We start from the raw sequence: 16635 nt of genomic DNA, 5'->3' as shown, positions 1-16635 counted from the left end.
GTGTACTTCTCTTCGGCTTGGCCATTTCGCCCTTGAACGCATTCGCCGAAAGCGGCGCCGTCGGTTTTCCGTCGACGGTGGAAATTGAAACCGGGGACACGTGGACGTACCAGGGTCAGAAGTACAGGCTATACGGCGTCCAAGCTTGCATAAGAGGCAGCGACTTCGTCGCGCCGGACGGGCGTCGGTCTGATTGCGGGGCTCACTCGATTGCACCTCTCGCCGCATTGTTCACCACAGAGACGGTCAGTTGTCAGATGGTCGGACGCGCGCGGGACGGCGCCAACTTTGTCGTCTGTGCCGCTACCGTCAATCGGACCGTTGTCGATGTGGGCACCGCGTTGATCTCATCAGGGGCGGCGTTTGCGGCCACCTACCCTTCCGGCAGTGCTGTCTCTCAAGCCTACCTCATTGCCGAAACAACCGCCAAGATGAATAGGGACGGGCTGTGGTCGGGTACGTTCGAGCATCCCGTTAAAATGCTACTTCAAAGGCGATAGGCATTGCGCAACGGGTCCAAGCTGGATCCCGTGGGATATTTTCCGCTCGAGGCTCTTGTTGGGATGATCGGCCGTCCGCTCTTCTCATCCAATGGCTGTAAGAAACTCCGGCCATTTTGCAGTGGCTTGTGGGACGGGCGGAGAAAAATAATTAAAATGAAGAGAAATGTGGCGCCCCGCTCCGTTTCCGCCGTTGGTGTACAGCGCGTGTCACTGGGATGACACCCCTCCCCTGCCGTTGCGTCGCGCTGACCGGCAATCCGATTCAAAGGGAGGAGGCTCATTTGGCTGGTTGGCATTGCAGCGGCTTCATTTCGGCAAGCATCACCCCGCCTTTAGGGGTAATCATCGCGCCGATCCAATTGTTCGAGAATACGCCGGAACTGTCGACCGGATTGAGCCAAATGACCGCATTCGTCTCGAGCTCGATCTTTACCTCGGCAGCAATCGGGCTGCCGCTTACAGTTTGCACGTAGTGACGCCGAATGGTGCGTGGAGCGCCATGAGCATCAAGAACGATATTTTCGCGGTACCGGATCGCCAACGTGCTGGCTACGGATATTTGTCGGCAATTTTCCTGTCGTTCGCAAGTCACGGTTTGCTGAGAGGTGCAATCCCAGCTGAGTCCGAACCGCCACATCGGGTTATCGGCGGCTTGGACAGGCGAAATTGATAACGTCAGGAAGATAAGCGCGCGTCGGGACGTCCCTGCTATCATTGCGTCACTCTTTCGATCGATATGCACGGCGCGTACACATCTAGCGCGCCGAAGAGTCATTATAATGATTTTCCTGTCGCGATCCGGTTGCCGTAGGGCCCGGGGTGAGGTTGGGATTGCCGGCTTGTCTGAAAAGCCATCCAAGATGTTCTTCTTCCCATCCAAGGCGGCTAAACACCGCGATAATCGTTTGAAGACTGGGGTTTCCTCTTCCGGAAAGCCAGCCCGAATACCGGGGACTTGAGATTGAGATAAGCTTTAAAAACGCGTCCCTGGCGAGGCCGAGGCGAATTCGTTCAGCCTCAAGTGAACTTGCAAAGTTCTCCAAGTGCTGGCGTGCGATACGTCGCACTTCAGGTTGGTAAAACACCATAAGCTAATATCCTTTCGCAACCAGAGGATTACGAAAGATGATCAGAGCGATCAAGTAAAAATTAGCTTCGCGGCTTCTCTGCGTTGAAAAGCAGCTCATAGACCGGAACGTTCAGGGCGTTCGAAATGCGGGTGATCACATAGAGCGTGGGGTTTGCGGAGCCGTCCAGTATTTGAAAATAGGTGGCGCCTTTGATGCCGCAGGATTCCGCGAATTCGATCTTCCCCTGGCCGCGCTTCGCGCGCTCTCGCTCCATCACGGTGGCAATGTTTTGCACCATGAATTCGGCGAGTTCGGTTTGGTTCTTTTGTCTCTTGTAGGTTGCCATGGGAATAATTATAATTACTCGTGTCGCATTACAAACGCTGGAGGGGTCGATGCAGTTCAGCAAACTGGTTCAGGTCAGCTGCGGGGCATTTGCTCTGGCTGTCTTTTTGCCTGCTGGGGAAGCGACAGCGAGCGAATGGGGGTGCGAAGTCCTGCTCTGCGCTGCGTCCTCGAATCCGTCTTGGCGTGGAGTGTCCGCTTGCCATCCGCCGATGACAAAGCTCATCGCTGCGATGCAGCTGCCGGGTTTTGACTGGCCCACCTGCCCTGAAGCCGGCACCGGGTCTCCTGGCTACCGAGCCTACGATGAATGCCCACCGGGATATGGTTTGAGCCACAGCGTGGGCCGGAACGGCATCAATCCGCAGGCGGATCTGTGCACGAAGACTGAGAATAATTGCACCAATGCTCAACATGACATCGCCGCGTACTATCGAGACAGCAGTTGCATTCAGACGATCTCCATTCCTCGTCCTCGTCGGTCCGAGCCTTACTACTTTGATATCAAGAACGACACGAGCGGGCGGACTGAACGACATTGGTTCGAATTGAACGATTAACCGCTTTTGCTAACGTTCGGAAGTTAAAATTACATGAGAACAGTCAATCGTCACACATTGCTTGGGCATGTAGGAAGCGTTGCTCGCCTCAAGAATGTACTCAAAGTGAATATCGCAACCAATCGGGACTGGTTGGCGGATGGCGAACGCCGTGGCGCAACAGATTGGATCCAGGTCACCGTTCTGGATCGCCAGCAGGTGGACTGGATTTCGGCAAACGTCAGCCAGGGCGATCTGGTCTATGTCGAATCGCGGATATCCAACTCCAGCTTCGAACGCGACGGCGAGACCGTCTATTCGACTGATGTGATCGCGCAGCTGTTTAATCTGGTCACCAAAAAGGATGGCGGCGGGAAGGTCGGAGAAGCGCCAGCAGATAAATCACAATGAGCGCTGAGCACAGACTGACGCGGCGAGTCTCGCCGCCGACGGCGGCAGGCAGCAATATCACGACGCCTGGTAAGGGTTATCGCCTGTGACTTCATTCGAGATGGCGAGAGAGCCATCCCTTGCCGGTGATCAGGCCAGCCGGTGACGTGTCGCGGGCGTCCCGACAGAGAAGTTAGCCAAGCGGGAGGTTGGAGGTCTGGCGCGGTGTTCTGCAATGTGGGCGGCCCGAAGAGAGCGACCCAATGCCGCTCTTTTGGGATGGCGTCCTAGACCAACTCCGGATCTTGGCGATCAACCCGCAAGGGGTCCGCTAGCAAGCTGCGGCCGCTTCGGCTTGTGCCTTCGCGGTGATCTCGACCGGAGCCGGTCTTTTGAAGGAACCATCGAGCGGGAATTGGCCCGCTCCCGGATGGAGCCTTCTCATGACACACAATCTCGCCCTCGCTCAGTCCCACGCCTTTCAGCTTGCATGCACCCTCATGGTCCCGGTTACACTTTTCAAATCCGGCGAAGAGTTCGGCGTGCTGCCGACGCAGGAACTCGAAGATGCCGACGTCGACGTTATCCACGAATACGATCCTCATCAGTTTCACGGGGCGCATTGAGGCCCCTCCCCTTGTGTCGTCGGCGAGCTGGCGACCGCAAGGGGATCTCGCCCGCGCTTTGGTGCCCAAGAATCCACGCAGACGACAAACCACAGGCGGCGCACTCGCAGCCGGCCCTTCGTGCCGGGAGAGTTCGCCGCTAGAAGAAAAGAAGGAGGCCGCCCACTTTGTGGTCGGGAATGGGATGGACAGAAAAACAATCGAAAGGCTCCGCGAGCAAGTGTCGTGTTCGGCAGTTCTGGAGAACGCGCAGTTCGTCCTGGATGCGAAGCAAAGCACTCGCCGGGCTGCAAAGTACCGGCGAGGCGGGGAGATTATTATCGTCACACACAAGGGACGCGGTTGGTTCGATCCGCTTAGCGACCGAAAGGGTGATGTCTTCGAGCTTGCCAAATATCTCGACCGAGTGGGTTTCCGGGAAGGCTTCGATCGTGTGGCCGACCTTGTCGGTTTTATTCCATCTCAGCCGGCTTGGGGTCCGTTGCCACCTAAGCCAGATTCTGACATTTCCCTCTCCGACCGCTGGCGATCACGACGCTTGCCGTGGCGCGGATCACCTACTTGGCGCTACCTTTCCGATGAGCGAGCCTTACCGCCTCACATCATCTCCTCAGTAGTCGCAAGCGATCGTCTGCGCGAGGGACCTTATGGAAGTATGTGGGCTGCACACAGAGACGAAACTGGTGCTGTCGTCGGTTGGGAGGCTCGCGGTCCTCAATATCGTGGATTTGCCACGGGAGGTACAAAGACCCTTTTCCGGTTGGGATCGGCTGACGCACTTCGAGTTTGTGTCACGGAAGCTGCGATTGACGCGATGAGCCTTGCAGCCATCGAAGGGCTGCGAGACGGTACGCTTTACCTGAGCACCGGTGGTGGCTGGTCTCCCGCGACAGAGCATGCCATTCGGGCGATCGCGTCAAGGCCAGGCACCTGGCTTCTGTCGGCGCAAGACGCCAATTCTCAGGGCGATCAGTACGCCGATCGCGTTCGGACGCTCGCTGCGGAAGTCGGAAGTGAATGGATGCGGCTGCGGCCACCTCAGGACGATTGGAACGATGCCCTAAGAGCGATCAGGCGAGGGAACCGGCGGACTTTGAGACAGGTGTAAACTCATTCTGCTGTTTGCATATCATTCGTGATCGCGTCTCTGTCCCTGGAAACGTCACCTCGTATGAGCAGCGAGCGCCCTGAGCTCACTTGGCCATGGCCAAGCCGGATCCAAACTCGACTGTCCACAGTTTCTCGGGACCTCTCTTCTCCGGAAGGCTTTCATTGTTCAGAGTGGTCGGAGGTGACGGTCTGCGAAGGTTCGGAGCTTCTCTGGGGCCAGATGGCGAGTCAACCCTTCGCCGTCAGCGATAAGCGATAAAGGTGATCGGCGTCATTGAGTTGTTCCACAGTTCCCCTCCACCGGCCACGTCCTTCGCGGGCTCGATGAGGCATGTCTGACCGGAGAGCGGCTTTGCCTCGATCGTTCTCCCGCAACGGCCGTCCGCAGCTTTCTTCCCCTGCCGGCGACCACCCCACTCGACAAGTCGAATGGGGACCCCGGATCTCCGCCATTCCTCGCGAGGCAAGAAAGCTTCTCCCGTCCGCCTTCCATTGCATTCCAGCCCGCTGGGTGCGGTCCGATCGTCCCCGGTCTTTGCGACTGCCATCGAGGCCGCGAAGGGCGCGGCCCGAAACAAACGAAAGGAACACGACAATGGCAACCATCGGCACCTTCATCTCCACCGAAACCGGCTTCAACGGCTCGATCCGCACGCTGACTCTCAACGTCAAGGTTCGCATCACCCGCATCGAAAAGCCCTCCGACAAGGGCCCGCACTTCCGCATCTACGCCGGCAATGTCGAGCTCGGGGCAGCCTGGCAGAAGCGCTCCGAGCAGGACCGCGACTATCTCTCGATCAAGCTGGACGACCCGAGTTTCCCAGCGCCGATCTACGCCACGCTGACCGAGGTCGACGGCGAGGAGGGCTACCAGCTGATCTGGGCTCGCCCCAACCGGGACTGAGCCCCGGYCAYGGCCCCGCCGAAAGGCGGGGCCAATCGAATGGTCAGAAATGGGCAGCCAAGTGCTCTCTCGGTTCCGTGGACTTACTTGTTTAGGGCATCCTTCAGCGCCTTAGCCGGCGTAAACGCCAGCTTTTTCGCGGCGGCAACTTTGATCGTGGCTCCTGTTCCCGGATTGCGGGCCTCACGTTCCGGCGTGTTCTTCACCTTGAACTTCCCGAAGCCCGGAATGGAGGTTTCGGCGTCAGATGCCGCCGCAGCGGTGATCGCGGCGAACACCGCCTCGACGACGGCTTTGCTCTGCACCTTGGTGAGGCTGTGTTCGCTGGCGATCTTATCTGCAATTTCGTTGGTAGTTGTCATGCGTTTCCCCTTGTTTGCAAGAAATCCTTGTCAGCGTTGGGAAACGTTGTCATCAGCAGAGGGTGGCAATCTCGACGAAAATGGCGAATTTCCACAACGAGACGCCGGTCGATACCCCCTCCGCCGCTTCTCTCGTAGGATGTCGAGAAAGAGAGATAGAGCCTGCACTTCATTTTCGAAGAAATGGACGCGCGTTTGACCCCGTGTGCCGATGCGGCCCCATCTGCGAACCAATGACATGTTCCCGAACAGTGTCCGCTCGATCGAAAGCGCATAGAACCGAGCCATGTTCTTGGTCGCATCGACTCGCTGAATACGGAGTTGATAGTTAAGCTGTCCCATGCGCAAAGGATCGCTCGAACGGATTCGCTCGTCCAACGACTTCTCTGAATCGATCATGTTGCATCGATTCACGCCGGTGATGTTTGCGCAAGGAAAYGCAAACGGAGCGGCTTGCCGGGGGCAGTCGGTCCCGGGTTCCGCCTGCGGCGGCGCTATGCTAACCCTCCTACGGCTACCCTATTAACCGGTCAAGCTGCGCGCGAACGGGCGGCGGACGCAGGATCGCGTCCTCTGCCTGGTATGCTCATTTTGGGTGACAGCTGGACACGTCGTCTCTCGACACGTCCGACTTCTCCTGCCTCGGAGACCGCCGTCTCACAATCCAAACGCGAAGACCTGTGGCCGTAAGCCGATGACCGGCAACACGATTGGCGCGCCGGAATTTCGCAAACTCTTATGTTTCACTGAATGCCGAGGCTATATCCTGTTCGACTTCCCCAACCAGATCTGCCTTGTCCGGATCTCCATTCAGCACACTCAGGATCTTTGACACGGAGACCTCTGCCTGCCGGCGCCTTTCCGACGTCCGCGTCATCGCCGCTTTGAAGTCCGGAATAGATGGCTTTTTCGCAGCGGCCGGCGTACTCGATTTTCTGGCCTTCGAAGTTCGAGTTATGGGCTTCTTTGCCGCAGGGTGACGGTCCGATGGCAACCTTGGCTTTGCTTGCTCGGTCTTAGGAACAAATGCCTTTGCGGTGAGAGCCGGCATCCTGGCTCGAAAGCGTGCGCCGGGTTCAGTCGGTGACGACCGCTCCAGGTCTAATTGCACTTTCAAGTCGGCCTTTGTGTCGAGAGCTGAGTTTCTCGCGCTCACGTCGCTCATTGCTGTGTCAGTTGTCGCTTGTTGAAGCGGCAGCCATGCTTTTTCGGCAAGTGCCCTGTCCGCATAGTAGAGGTTCCTGATCCCGAAAATAGGCCGCTGATTTCGAAGCTTGATGATGCAGCGCATCTCGTCCATCGAGCCCAATTCATCGGGCCGCATAAGCGGACGCATGACCGTCTTGTGGGAGATGGTGGATCCCTTGTGATCGAAGAGCGTAATACCGGTCGACACGCTCCTATCGACTGAGGTCTCCCTTTTTTCGCCGAGCAACTGCGACACATATCGCTGATCTTCTGGGTCCTGTGCTCCCAGAAAAATCTGCGCTCGTGCCGAGTTGACGAGCGTCTGCCGGCCTTCACGGGTGTAAACATTGTCGATCGACCGCAACGACTGCACGAAGAACCAGCAGGGAACCCCATAGCCACCCAGCACTGTCGCGGCCGTCAGGGCGTTTTCCAGCTTGCCCAAATTCTGGAATTCATCCAGCAGAACCAGAACACGACGCTCACCCGCCTTCATCAGATCACGGGACATGTAGTCCATGAACTGTACCATCAGCACGTTGAATATCGGCCCAATGGATGCGATTTGCTGAATGCGGAAATCGAGGTAGAGGCTCATATTCTGCCTGCGCATCGCCCGGATATCAAATGTCGACTTGCTCGTGGCGCGCAGAATTCGGTTGTTCTTGAATGGACGCACCGCTGCCGCCAGCGTTCCGTAAACCCCATCGAATTGCTTGTCCGCCATCGTCGAAAAACGGGTGATCGTCGTGTAAGTGAAGGAACTGATCCAATCGGCTCGCAGCTCCGGCAACGCAACTTCAGTCAACCAAGTGCGAAGCGGCTTGTCTCCACCCTCGACCACATGCAGCACGGTCCCGATATTCTTGTCCTTGTCGGCAACATCAGGATTCTCCAGAACCCAGGACGTCACGCCAGCGAACAAAGCGCGGGCATCCGAGATCCAATATGGATCGCCCTTGGGTGTCGGAAGAAGTGCTGTCGCAATCGAGGTGATGTCGATGTCTCTCTGGTCAGGGTCGATTGCGACAAAATCAAGCGGGTTGTAGCATTCGGTGTCGTCGTTTTCGTCGGCTGGCGAAAACCGCAGCACACGTGAAAACATCGACCGGTACCCGGCTGTGGCATCATAGGTTTCACCGCGCATGTCGAGCACGATGATGCTGTCCGGCCAAAGCAAGCAGTTGGGCACGATGATGGAAGCACCCTTACCCGACCGCGGAGGCCCGATCACGAAGCCGCCAACGTCGTCGCCATCGATCCAGAGCTTCTTTCCGCCGACCAGCCGGGGCCGGAACCAGCTGCGCTTGCCTGATCCTCGTTGCGTGAAGCCACCCGGCAACCTCATCACACCGCCGCCGATACGGCCGACGAACACACCTCCCGGCTTGGTGAGCCCGAGCGCACGTGCCTCGACGGGATTGAGAAAGCGGGCGTCGGTTGATTTTTTCTTTCCGACGACTGCCGTAAGCATGATGCCAACTGCCACGGTAACGCCCGCAGAGCCGGCGATCGCCGGTCTCGTCCACTGTCCAGTGAGAACATCAAGACGGGCCAGCCGGTAGGCGGCGAAGAGATCGTTTTCGAGTGCTTGAAACACAAAGCTCGACTTATCAAAGACGAGGAATAGACCAGCATAGACAAGCGACGAAACCACCGCTGCCATTGCGAGCGCCACAAGCATCCCGAAAATGATCACGAATGGCTTCATAGTTCGCTGCCCTTGGCAAAGACGATCTCGGATACGATGCGCCGGCCGTCAGGCGCGCGAGCGAGTTGCACGACCACCGGGATGACCTCCTTGAGGTAATCGACTATCTCCTGCTTGCTCAACGCGACGCCACTTTGCATGACCATCAGCGCCAGGCGCTCATAGGCTGAGCGAGCGGAGTTGGCGTGGACGGTGGTCAGAGAGCCGGGATGTCCAGTGTTGATGGCCTGAAGGAAGGAAAATGCTTCGGCACCGCGCAACTCACCCAGCAGCAGCCGATCCGGCCGCATGCGTAGCGCTGCCTCGAGCAAATCCTGGGAGGTGACTTTGGCCCTGCCTTGGTCACCCTTGGAGGCGATCAGGGCAACGGCGTTTTCGGTCGTCGGTCTAAGCTCGCGCGTATCCTCGATTGTGATGATGCGTTCTTCTGCCGGTATTTCTTTCAGAAGGGCATTTAGAAACGTCGTCTTTCCGGTGGATGTCCCGCCGGAGATCGCGATCGATACTCGCGACTTTACCGCGGTTCGCAGAAAGTGATGCGCATCGACCTCGCCTCGCATCATTTCAGCCAATTCTTCCTCGGCTGGGGAAAGCGCCAGGTGACGGCTGGCTTTCGTGCTCTCGAATGCGCCGCGGTCCCGATAGATATCGAGGCCGATGTCATGTATGACTTGCTTGCGGATGGAAATAGCGCCGCCATCGGGAGCCGCTGGTGGCAGCACGCACTGAAAACGTTCACCTGTCGGAAAGGCACCCGAGAGGATCGGACGCTCCTCGTTTACGACCTGATTCGTCGACCCGGCAACACGTTCACTGAGCGTCCTTATCCATTCCGCTGAGAACCTGTCATCGGAAATTCGCTCCATGCCGGCCGCGCCCAGGCGTTCGATGAACGCTTCTCCCGGCCGGTTGATGGAAATTTCCGAGACTCTTTCATCCGCAAGAAGCGGGCGCAGTCGCTCCAGCGCCTTATCGAGAAAAGGAAAAGCACTCATTTGTAGATGGGTGCTTCGGGATAATAGGGGGTCGGGTCAATCTCGCGCCGAACTTGGCCGCCACGCTTGAGGCGCCGCATCTCTTGCCGAACCGGATCGGCATAGAAATCGGAGAAATCGAGATCGCGCCGGACGAAGACGATGACCGGCTCACCCTGTGCGATGTAGATTGTTGGGGGAATTTGCGAGCTTTGCTTGAACTCCTCGTTGGCGATGTCCTGCAGGACGGTCGATGACTTTTCGGCGGCAATCGACTGCGCCTGAGCAGCGGACTGGCTCGGTTGAGTTGTGATCGTCGTGGTGATCCCGGTAATCGGATCCGTCGTCGTATAAGAGCGGGCGCTGCTGGCAGTCGTGTCGCCAAGCGAGGCAACGTATTCTGCGGTACCGCCCAAGATGGTCAGCATCAAAGCGGAGCCAAAGCGCTCCCAGAAATGCGTATCGACCTCCCCGGTCATGCCTGCGCGGCCAAGACGGTCGGCGCCGGGCGAATTGATATCGACAGAAAGGCCATCGGAACGGATGACTCGCGACCAGACGATATAGACGCGTTCTTGCCCTCGCCTGAGACCCGACTTGTACTCGCCGACCAGCCGCGAACCCTTGGGGATCAGAACACGCTGTCCGTCCAAAGAATGAACATCCTCGCGAACCACAGCACGCACCATCCCCGGCAGGTCCGTATTGACCGCTGTTTCGAGAAAGCCGCGGATCATTGTGCCCTGGGCAATGAGTGCGTCGATGCGGGCAAATTTTCTTGCTTTCACAATGCCGGCGGTCGTTTTCTCGGATTGGGCAAGGAATGCCTTGTTCGCGTCCGTGTCTGCCCCCGGCACAGCAACCAACTGCCCGTCATCAGCCACAGTGACATTGGCGGCCGCATCGTCGCTGAGGTTTTTGTTGCTTCCGTCCAAGACAATCTGGTTGGAGCGGAGCCGCTCCCATCGCGCCTTTTCCGCGGCCTCTTTTCGCTTTGCTTCTTGGGCCGCACGGCGCGCCTCTTCCTCTGCGCGCCGTCGTTCCTCTTGGATACGTCGCCGCTCCTCCTCCGCACGTAATTGCGCTTCGAGCATTTGACGCTGCTTTTCAAGGTCGACGCCCGGCTCCACCTTCATTTCGACTTTCGCCGGCTGAGAGGGCTTCTTATCCTCCACCAACGGAATCTTGACGAGGTTCGGATCGGCCGCTTGCTTGGGAAGATCCTCGAAGTTGGCGACGGTGGAGTTCGAGGTCTCGAATGTCTCGTTCGGCCCGCTATCAAGTGCGGCGTCCTTGGCACTGGCTGGCCAGTTGACATAAGCGAGGACACCGGCGCCGATGATGAGAAGGAGCGGCAATGCAAGCCTGCTGGCCTGTCCGGCTCGATCATTGGCGACTGCACTTTGACCGTCGAGGCGGTCGAAATCTATACCGGACATCACTCCGTCTCCTTGCGTCGGTCGAGATTTTTCGGACCGTAGGTCTCCTCGATGAGGTCGAAACTCTTGCGATTGGCCTGCCGATTGTAGAGGCAAAGCCACTTATCGCCTGCGCGCAGCGTGAATTGCGCAGCAATCTTGTCCACGACCACATACTTTCCTTGAGTTCGCAGATTGACGAGGGATTCCTGCTTCTTATCCTCGACAACGAAGATGGCCGGGATCTCGTTGGGAAATTCGAGATACATGTGCGTGCCGTCGTCAAAGGCGACACGAGGCTTCAGGCTTTCATCACCACGAAACACGTAGTCGTAGTTCAACTGGCTGGGATCGAGACCTTTCAACAGCGGGTCCTTGGCGCTTTCCTCCGCCGATGCGAGCAGCCGAGCATTGATATCTTCATCCGGATATTTGAACCGAACCTGGAATGCCGCTTTCAGATCGGCAGATCTCGAGCCCTTCAGAAGCAGCGCATATACCCGCTGATTGGTGACGATATTGACGTTGGTCTCGGCATTTTCGCGCAACGGTTTGACGAAGAGAATGCTCGAGCCCTTCTTCGGAACGATCGACCAGCTTTCCGTGTCGCCTGCGGAGATGGTCTCGATCACCTCGGAATTTCCGAGCTGAATCATGGTCGAGACCCCAAGACCCGCGGGGACCGTCACCACGGAGTTATTGTTGAAGGTAATATAGCGAATCCGGGGATCGGCAGCGCTCGCGCCGTTGCACGCAGTGAGTGTCAAAAGCAGAAAAGTTAGGGATACGCGCTTCAACATCAGTTCACCGCGCTGTCGGCCGGCCGCACGTCGGGCAAAGATTCCTGATCCTTGCGGTATTCGGTCACCTGAAATCCGAGGGGATTGTCGAAGCGATATTCGTTTCTGAGCGGCGCCGTCGTTCGACGGTAGCGAACCACTGAAACCCAATGCTCGCGCCGAACCGTGTTGTCCCGTTTCGTCTCGGTGGAGAAGCGAACGGACGCAGTATTCCGATTGAGGAAGGAGACGGACTTTACTGTGACGGCAATGCGTGTGTCGCGGCCGTTCACCTTGTCCTTTGATTGAGGATTGGATGGCTCGAACTCGTGCTTCAGGTCCGCAGATGCTTGACCAGTCGAATAGAGCTGGGCGAGATCATAGTTATCCTTGAGCGCGCGCGGGTCGTAGGTTTCCCGTGCACGGATGTAGCGGACAACGTTTGCCGTATTCAACGCCTCGTTTTCGGATAGATCGCCGGGATTGAGTTTGCGAATGACTTCGACGTATCCCGTCGTCTTGTCGAAGGCGACGAGATACGGCTCGAACTGCTTCAGCGGCAGGAGAAGGTTTAGTGCCGAAACGCTGGCAAGCGCTATGCCACCCGAAACTGCCGCGATTGTCCACGCCAGCTTTCGAGACCGCCGTTCCTTGCGATAGAGCTCAGCTTCCCAGGTCGCTCCCGCCTGCCAGTACTGGTTCAGATCGGGTTTCGGCGGGCCGTCACTATCCGGTGTCGCCGTTGGTCCATTCGCCATGCGGTGATCCCCTTCCTGATTTGCGCGCAAAATAATTATAATGATTTATTAACGCAAGTGCGAATACGGGGAAATTTCCGCGCAATGTCATGTTGAGGGAATGGGCAACCAAATTCTGCGGGCGAACATGAGGTCGGCGACTTCTTACGCAGCACGAATCTTTTCCCGATTGGCCGAATAACTCTCGGGGCCGTGACGCTGACAAGTCGATCTAACCGGGAAGCGGCGGCCGCTTCACCGTTTTGAAGGTGAGTGGGTTTTAGCGAGCACTTCTGGTAATCAAAAACCGAGAAAGGCGGCAGTGCTCTGATATAGCTCAAGAACGTAGTCGAATAGCTCGCCACAGTATTCGACGAACGGCTTAAATAAAACGACCGCCGCTATGAACATGACGAAGCTGAGAGTGCCTCCATTGCCACTCTTCGGACGCGACCTTGTTTCGATCTCTTCATTCGCGCCCTGGGCGGCAATCCAAGCACCGTCGCGACGTCTGCTATCGATGTAGTCGTGGCTATGGCTATCGCGCACCTTGCATCTCCTCGCCCGCCGGAGGAATTATAATTATCAGGATCGCCGACTGAAGGCTACCTAGAACTGGGCGTTCTTTTGGGTCTCGCGCTGGATTGCTCGAGTCCTGGCGCCTGCGACGTCCGCTGAAGTCCGCCGGCCGCGTAATCCTCTCCCCAAAATCTTGAGCCTCCCAGTGAATTGCTTCTGCGCGTATGCCTTGCTCCCTTGCGCGCCGTAGAATGGAGTGTCACCGGCGCCTAATGGGGCGCCTCCAACGATCGCGGCTGCGAAGCTCGGGATAAATCGGAACACGACGATGCCGAGAAGGCAGACGATCACGAACGGGGCGACATAGGACAGCTTGCTGTCGGTCGCATCAGTCGTGGCCGTGCTGATGGCAAGTTCGATCAACTGGTAGAGGAAAGCCAGGAACGCCATCATCAGGATCTGTGTTACGACAAGGTTGGCCATCAGCACGAGCCAGCCGTCCGTGAACCGAAACGTCCAGCGGTAAAGCGCCAGGATGATGAATATCGGCGCCAGGGCGAGCGTGATGAACAACATCAGTTTGGCTGCGAGAATGGCTGCCGCGGCAACYGCGATAAAAATCATGGCAACCACGAAAACAATGGCCCCTATCAGGRCACCCACGAATTCAAAAGTCCCAGTCGCGACCTGTTCGTAGATCTTGCCGGCTGTCTCGAACACCGCATCGAGGATTTTCACCACGCCGGTTGAATCGTCGCCTCCGCCTTCCAGTACACCACCGGAGCCGGCTATCGACTCTATTATAGTGTCGGACACGATATCGGGAATTGTTTGAACGAGTTTGTAGATCGTCGCCGAAAACGCCCCCCAATTGGTTGCCATGTAGTAGATGAAGAACGCCCGACCGAGTTTCCACGCTGCCTCCGGCACGGAAAATCCGTTGCGGCCGGCCAGGATCATGTATCCCCACCAGATTACATAAAGGGTGAGCATCGACCCGAATACGACCTGGACCTGTGACGCAAGACCCTGATAGGCATTGGAGATAAACGTCTCTCCAATGCTATCAAGTTTCTGGAAGATGTCAGAAATGATCGTGGTCGACGTGGCCATCGTGTCTATCCCCGCAGAACGGAGGCGAAGACGTCATTGACCGGCCGTATCGGGCCGCAAAGATCGTCGCCTTCGCTGTAGCTCGAGATCGGCGGGCACGGCACTTTCTTTTCGCCTTTCGTCTGGCAACCGGCGAGCATAGGCAACGCGCTGATTGTCAGGACCACAAGAATCCGCATTTCGCCTCACTGGAATGGGTTGACGTCTTTGTACTGCAGCATTTTCGCGGTTTCCGATTGCTGGGTGAGCCGCAATTGCATTTCGGAATTGAGAGCCGAGACCGCGCCATTGGAAACGCCGATCAACTCGTTGATGGTCCGGGCGGTTTCGAGCTGGATGCGCGTATTGGCGTCGACCGAGCCTTTGACATCCTCCGCAGCGCCGATCTGGCCAGTCACGGACTGCAGCGCTTGCTCGCGCTGCGTCACAGCATTGGATGCCTGCTGCGTCAGCGCCGAAAGCAACGCGGTCGTGTTTACGGAGCCGCTGAAGGCACTGTTGATCGCACCGGTGTCCTCACCCTCGACAACTGCCTTGACTTGCTTGACGAGTTGCAGGCCATTGATCAGCGTCGCGGCGATGTTCTGCGCATCGGATCCAAGCCCACCGAAGGACAATGTGCCGCCATTCATGATGGAGGAGAAGGATGGCGCGGCGGCGATTGACAGGTTGCCGCCGAGACCGGTCGAACTGATACCCATCGTGGCGTCGCGGCTGCCGGAAAGCGCTGTGAGGACTTCCTGAGTCTTGTTCAGGATATCCGTGTTGGTTTTCATGATCTCGCCGGTGTTTTCGGCGTTCTTTTTTGCGATGGCCAGGTTCGTGTTGTCGATTACAGGGATATCGGCGAAAGCTGGTGTCGCGACGATCAGTGCAACTGCGATCGTGGAAAAGAGCTGCTTCATAATTGTCCTCCTATTCCGCCGCTTGTGCGGCGTTTTGAATTTCCGACAGGTTCTTGCTGATGGTTCCGTTCGAGCTCTCGGTAGCGGGCACTTCCTCCGCGGCTTCGGCGGCGAGTCTGGCGCATCTCGGCCAATGGTCGCGAGGAATGCGGACCCGTTCGAGCACGACGGGATCGCAACTATATGGATTGATCTTGCTGTCCGTTTTGACCGATTTGGATGTCTCCGACATTTTGGAGAGTTTCATCTGCATCCGCGCCTGAAGCAGGGCGTTGAACAAGCTATTCACTGCGATCAGGTTGTTCATCATTTCGGCGTTGACGGCGCGCGACTGGGTATTGTCGTCCCAAGCGTCTTGATAGATTTCCGAGGCGCCGGCTGCAGACGACAGCGCATCGATGCGACTATTCGCCTCCTGGATGCGTGCGGCGCTCGTGTTGATTCCGGACGTCGCATTGTTGACAGCGTCGACGGCGGCGGTGTTCGAGCTTCGCGTTGCCTCTGAACCATAGTCGACCGTGGTCTTGAAGCTTGGGGACGAGATGGTCTCAATGTTGGAACCGCCGGCATAAGCGTTGAACCAGCTGTGATTACGCGCCACTTTGCCGGCCCAATTGCTCTGCTCTGCAGCCGTGGATCCGTTATACCAGGAGGCGAGGCAGGCGTAATTGGTCGAGCCGCATTTGTTGACGCCCAGGCCGAGATATTTGACCCCACCCTCGATATTCTCCTCGTTGATGTCGCGGTCGAAGCCCATTCCCTTTCCGGTTCTCTTCGTCAGCTGCATCACGCCTTTGACGCCCGTCGGTGAGCCGGAGCAGGTGGAGATCCCGGATTCTGCATGGGCAACAGCGAGGGCGAGACCGACGGGGACATCGTATTTCTCGGCATAATGCTTGATCAGCGCAACGTTCTTGGCGTCTTCCTTTACGGCCTGCGCCGGCGACCTGAAGAGGCGGCGATTTTTCTCTTTCTGAGAGATGTTGCAGTTGGTGACGGTCTGCTGCTCCAACTGGTCGGTCTGGGTCTTTTTGTCGGTTTCCGAGTGGCTTTGATCTTGCGCGCGTTTCTCCTCGACATCGTCGTCGCGCACCGGAATATCGGCGAAGACGGGCTGAAACGAAGACAGTGCGAATGCAGCGGAGAGAAGATGGAGCGACAGGCTACTCATGGACAGCCCTCGCCGGCTGGTTCCAGTTGCAGAAATACGGCAACCAGGCGCCTGGCTCGTCACCATGCAGTTTGCGGAGCTCCTCGCATTCCCGGACAGTGTCGTGTCTGCCAGAGAGAACTTTCACCAGGTCCGGCATGACGGAGAGATCGAGCCGAGCGATGATCGAATCCTGCGCATGTTTGATCAGGAATGTGCGGCTGGCCTTGTCGGCCTGTTTTATGAAACGGAACTCCTTCTCCGACAGGCCGAACGCTTTACGATAGCTTTC

General features: G+C 57.4%; 19 protein-coding genes and 1 pseudogene. 6 read left to right on the top strand and 14 right to left on the bottom strand.

Annotated features, from left to right (window positions below):
* Positions 1-500, top strand: a 500-nt coding sequence (locus AC1D06_RS37120) for a thermonuclease family protein (RefSeq protein ID WP_477990662.1), incomplete at its 5' end; no start/stop codon positions are given.
* Positions 501-780: 280 nt separating this feature from the next.
* Here AC1D06_RS37120 and AC1D06_RS37115 read toward each other — a convergent pair.
* Together AC1D06_RS37115 and AC1D06_RS37110 are read right to left on the bottom strand one after the other, a co-directional pair.
* Entirely contained in the window at positions 781-1218 is a 438-nt protein-coding gene (locus tag AC1D06_RS37115; RefSeq protein WP_477990661.1) for a hypothetical protein, read from the bottom strand.
* Positions 1219-1652: 434 nt separating this feature from the next.
* Positions 1653-1919 (bottom strand): helix-turn-helix domain-containing protein, encoded by a 267-nt coding sequence (locus tag AC1D06_RS37110; RefSeq protein ID WP_477990660.1) that lies wholly within the window; start codon positions 1917-1919, stop codon positions 1653-1655.
* A gap of 49 nt (positions 1920-1968) precedes the next feature.
* Here AC1D06_RS37110 and AC1D06_RS37105 point away from each other — a divergent pair, with 49 nt between their 5' ends.
* The 5 genes from AC1D06_RS37105 (at position 1969) to AC1D06_RS37085 (ending at position 5487) form a co-directional block, all read left to right on the top strand.
* Complete coding sequence (locus AC1D06_RS37105; RefSeq protein WP_477990659.1) at positions 1969-2478, top strand: hypothetical protein; 510 nt, start codon at positions 1969-1971, stop codon at positions 2476-2478.
* Positions 2479-2511: 33 nt separating this feature from the next.
* Positions 2512-2868: a single-stranded DNA-binding protein gene (locus tag AC1D06_RS37100; protein WP_477990658.1), complete on the top strand. Its 357-nt coding sequence runs from the start codon at positions 2512-2514 to the stop codon at positions 2866-2868.
* A gap of 422 nt (positions 2869-3290) precedes the next feature.
* Positions 3291-3473, top strand: coding sequence for a hypothetical protein (locus tag AC1D06_RS37095; RefSeq protein WP_477990657.1), 183 nt, complete (start codon positions 3291-3293; stop codon positions 3471-3473).
* A complete protein-coding gene (locus AC1D06_RS37090; protein ID WP_477990656.1) occupies positions 3415-4581 on the top strand; it encodes a DUF3991 and toprim domain-containing protein in 1167 nt (388 codons plus the stop codon). The genes AC1D06_RS37095 and AC1D06_RS37090 overlap by 59 nt, the downstream gene beginning before the upstream one ends.
* Positions 4582-5178: 597 nt before the next feature.
* Complete coding sequence (locus tag AC1D06_RS37085; RefSeq protein ID WP_477990655.1) at positions 5179-5487, top strand: DUF736 domain-containing protein; 309 nt, start codon at positions 5179-5181, stop codon at positions 5485-5487.
* Positions 5488-5570: 83 nt separating this feature from the next.
* Here AC1D06_RS37085 and AC1D06_RS37080 read toward each other — a convergent pair whose 3' ends face one another.
* From AC1D06_RS37080 to AC1D06_RS37025, 12 genes and pseudogenes are all read right to left on the bottom strand, one after another.
* Positions 5571-5849, bottom strand: coding sequence for an HU family DNA-binding protein (locus AC1D06_RS37080; protein ID WP_477990654.1), 279 nt, complete (start codon positions 5847-5849; stop codon positions 5571-5573).
* 30 nt (positions 5850-5879) lie between these two features.
* Positions 5880-6191: a WGR domain-containing protein gene (locus tag AC1D06_RS37075; RefSeq protein WP_477990663.1), complete on the bottom strand. Its 312-nt coding sequence runs from the start codon at positions 6189-6191 to the stop codon at positions 5880-5882.
* Positions 6192-6585: 394 nt separating this feature from the next.
* A complete protein-coding gene (locus AC1D06_RS37070) occupies positions 6586-8748 on the bottom strand; it encodes a type IV secretory system conjugative DNA transfer family protein (RefSeq protein WP_477990653.1) in 2163 nt (720 codons plus the stop codon).
* Positions 8745-9743, bottom strand: a complete 999-nt coding sequence (gene virB11, locus AC1D06_RS37065) for a P-type DNA transfer ATPase VirB11 (protein ID WP_477990652.1) — start codon at positions 9741-9743, stop codon at positions 8745-8747. Before virB11 ends, AC1D06_RS37070 begins: the two co-directional genes overlap by 4 nt.
* Positions 9740-11263, bottom strand: coding sequence for a type IV secretion system protein VirB10 (gene virB10 / locus AC1D06_RS37060; protein WP_477990651.1), 1524 nt, complete (start codon positions 11261-11263; stop codon positions 9740-9742). The genes virB11 and virB10 overlap by 4 nt, the downstream gene beginning before the upstream one ends.
* Entirely contained in the window at positions 11161-11940 is a 780-nt protein-coding gene (locus AC1D06_RS37055) for a TrbG/VirB9 family P-type conjugative transfer protein (protein WP_477990650.1), read from the bottom strand. The genes virB10 and AC1D06_RS37055 overlap by 103 nt, the downstream gene beginning before the upstream one ends.
* Positions 11940-12677: a VirB8 family type IV secretion system protein gene (locus AC1D06_RS37050; RefSeq protein WP_477990649.1), complete on the bottom strand. Its 738-nt coding sequence runs from the start codon at positions 12675-12677 to the stop codon at positions 11940-11942. The genes AC1D06_RS37055 and AC1D06_RS37050 overlap by 1 nt, the downstream gene beginning before the upstream one ends.
* Before the next feature lie 279 nt (positions 12678-12956).
* Positions 12957-13205 carry a hypothetical protein gene (locus AC1D06_RS37045; protein WP_477990648.1) on the bottom strand — a complete coding sequence of 83 codons (249 nt, stop codon included), beginning with the start codon at positions 13203-13205 and terminating at the stop codon, positions 12957-12959.
* A 60-nt stretch (positions 13206-13265) separates the two neighbouring features.
* The gene (locus AC1D06_RS37040; protein ID WP_477990647.1) at positions 13266-14288 is read right to left on the bottom strand and encodes a TrbL/VirB6 family protein; all 1023 of its coding nucleotides are present in this window, start codon (positions 14286-14288) and stop codon (positions 13266-13268) included.
* Between the two features lie 185 nt (positions 14289-14473).
* Complete coding sequence (locus AC1D06_RS37035) at positions 14474-15193, bottom strand: type IV secretion system protein (protein ID WP_477990646.1); 720 nt, start codon at positions 15191-15193, stop codon at positions 14474-14476.
* 10 nt (positions 15194-15203) lie between these two features.
* Complete coding sequence (locus AC1D06_RS37030; RefSeq protein WP_477990645.1) at positions 15204-16364, bottom strand: transglycosylase SLT domain-containing protein; 1161 nt, start codon at positions 16362-16364, stop codon at positions 15204-15206.
* A pseudogene (locus AC1D06_RS37025) lies at positions 16357-16635 on the bottom strand (VirB4 family type IV secretion/conjugal transfer ATPase); the annotation flags it as partial. The pseudogene AC1D06_RS37025 and the gene AC1D06_RS37030, both read right to left, overlap by 8 nt.

This window comes from Rhizobium sp. P2_G2 (assembly GCF_056403555.1).
Note: the sequence above shows the minus strand (reverse complement) of the source record. Positions and strands in the feature narration are given on the sequence as shown.

Excerpts from the sequence above, each read along its gene's own strand:
- AC1D06_RS37080 (WP_477990654.1), bottom strand. The coding sequence starts at position 5,849 with ATGACAACTACCAACGAAATTGCAGATAAGATCGCCAGCGAACACAGC.
- AC1D06_RS37090 (WP_477990656.1), top strand. The coding sequence starts at position 3,415 with ATGCCGACGTCGACGTTATCCACGAATACGATCCTCATCAGTTTCACG.
- AC1D06_RS37055 (WP_477990650.1), bottom strand. The coding sequence starts at position 11,940 with ATGTTGAAGCGCGTATCCCTAACTTTTCTGCTTTTGACACTCACTGCG.
- AC1D06_RS37075 (WP_477990663.1), bottom strand. The coding sequence starts at position 6,191 with ATGGGACAGCTTAACTATCAACTCCGTATTCAGCGAGTCGATGCGACC.
- AC1D06_RS37100 (WP_477990658.1), top strand. The coding sequence starts at position 2,512 with ATGAGAACAGTCAATCGTCACACATTGCTTGGGCATGTAGGAAGCGTT.
- AC1D06_RS37110 (WP_477990660.1), bottom strand. The coding sequence starts at position 1,919 with ATGGCAACCTACAAGAGACAAAAGAACCAAACCGAACTCGCCGAATTC.
- virB11 (WP_477990652.1), bottom strand. The coding sequence starts at position 9,743 with ATGAGTGCTTTTCCTTTTCTCGATAAGGCGCTGGAGCGACTGCGCCCG.
- AC1D06_RS37115 (WP_477990661.1), bottom strand. The coding sequence starts at position 1,218 with ATGATAGCAGGGACGTCCCGACGCGCGCTTATCTTCCTGACGTTATCA.
- AC1D06_RS37035 (WP_477990646.1), bottom strand. The coding sequence starts at position 15,193 with ATGAAGCAGCTCTTTTCCACGATCGCAGTTGCACTGATCGTCGCGACA.
- AC1D06_RS37030 (WP_477990645.1), bottom strand. The coding sequence starts at position 16,364 with ATGAGTAGCCTGTCGCTCCATCTTCTCTCCGCTGCATTCGCACTGTCT.
- AC1D06_RS37105 (WP_477990659.1), top strand. The coding sequence starts at position 1,969 with ATGCAGTTCAGCAAACTGGTTCAGGTCAGCTGCGGGGCATTTGCTCTG.
- AC1D06_RS37085 (WP_477990655.1), top strand. The coding sequence starts at position 5,179 with ATGGCAACCATCGGCACCTTCATCTCCACCGAAACCGGCTTCAACGGC.
- AC1D06_RS37070 (WP_477990653.1), bottom strand. The coding sequence starts at position 8,748 with ATGAAGCCATTCGTGATCATTTTCGGGATGCTTGTGGCGCTCGCAATG.
- AC1D06_RS37050 (WP_477990649.1), bottom strand. The coding sequence starts at position 12,677 with ATGGCGAATGGACCAACGGCGACACCGGATAGTGACGGCCCGCCGAAA.
- AC1D06_RS37095 (WP_477990657.1), top strand. The coding sequence starts at position 3,291 with ATGACACACAATCTCGCCCTCGCTCAGTCCCACGCCTTTCAGCTTGCA.